The 1,051-nt window shown below is 46.1% G+C and carries 1 protein-coding gene and 1 pseudogene; one reads left to right on the top strand and one right to left on the bottom strand.

All coding sequences use genetic code 11. The annotated features are described in order from the left end of the window. Positions 1 to 120: pseudogene (locus ACTHUM_RS15090) on the top strand (CDP-alcohol phosphatidyltransferase family protein); the annotation flags it as partial. Positions 121 to 260: 140 nt separating this feature from the next. Here ACTHUM_RS15090 and ACTHUM_RS15085 read toward each other — a convergent pair. Continuing rightward, positions 261 to 1,051 (bottom strand): DUF3616 domain-containing protein (locus ACTHUM_RS15085; RefSeq protein ID WP_440403300.1); only part of this gene is annotated, 791 nt, incomplete at its 5' end.

Below are 1,051 nucleotides of genomic sequence, written 5' to 3'. Positions count from 1 at the left end.
GTATGGTATGCAATTGCCGGCAGCTTCCATTCGCTTCTCTATATCCTTATGTGGCTGGCCTGCGCGGCATTGGTTTATACCTGCTACAAACGTGTCATCAATGGCTTGAAGGCCGTCTGAAACTTGTCCACGTTCTTGGGTTAATCATCATTGATTAAAATATTTAAACCCATCACCCCGTTTTACTGAAAACAAAAAAGGCCGTCTGAAACCATAAACTATCGGTTTCAGACGGCCTTTTATTCAGTAGCCAAGATAACTTATTGTTTACCCAGTTGGCTGTAATCTACCAACATATACTTGGCAGTAATTTTCTGCGAAGCATTGCCTTCATCGCCCATCAAAATCATTTGAGGCTTGCCGTTAACGGTAATTGAATCGACGGCTTCAACGTTGGTAATGTGTTGCAGATTAGGCAAAGAGATTTTTTGCGGTTCATCGGTCGGATTACCGCTCCAAGTCCACAGTTGTGAGAATTTCTGTCCATTCTCATCCTTCACTTCATTAGCGATCACGTAGGTTTTCAAAACAGGATCATAGTTGAGGGAACGGATACCGCCGCCATCAATATCAATCACGGCCACTTCGTCAAACTCAGGCTTGGCATTGCGCTCAAATACATCTTTCGGATTGCTGATAAACGCGACCAAAGCCATGTTGTTGAACTCAGGATCACGGAAGCCCAAAACAAGACGTTTTTTCACTGGATCAAACGCCATGCCCTCAATATTGATTTCTTCAAAAGAAACCTCTGCCTTGGTTCGCTCGCGAATCAAATCATGCAGCTTGTGATCGGTTTCCAAAACCTGCGTCAGATTGTCGTAGCTGGTCAGCCCCAACACATTGCCGTCTTGGATTTTAAAGCGCATCAGGTGTTCGCGGTCAGGCGATCGGTTGCCTTTACGGGTGCGTGAGTGTGAAGTCATTGCGTAGATAAAGCCTTCATCGTCGCGCGCCAAAGCCTCCAAGTCGCTGAGACGGCGTTTGAAACCGGTAATCACGCGCGTATCCAATGCCTCGTCTTCTACAAACCTGCCGGTTTTATCAATGC

Source organism: Neisseria sp. P0021.S006, assembly GCF_051956895.1.
This window is presented reverse-complemented; position numbering and strand designations above follow the sequence as displayed.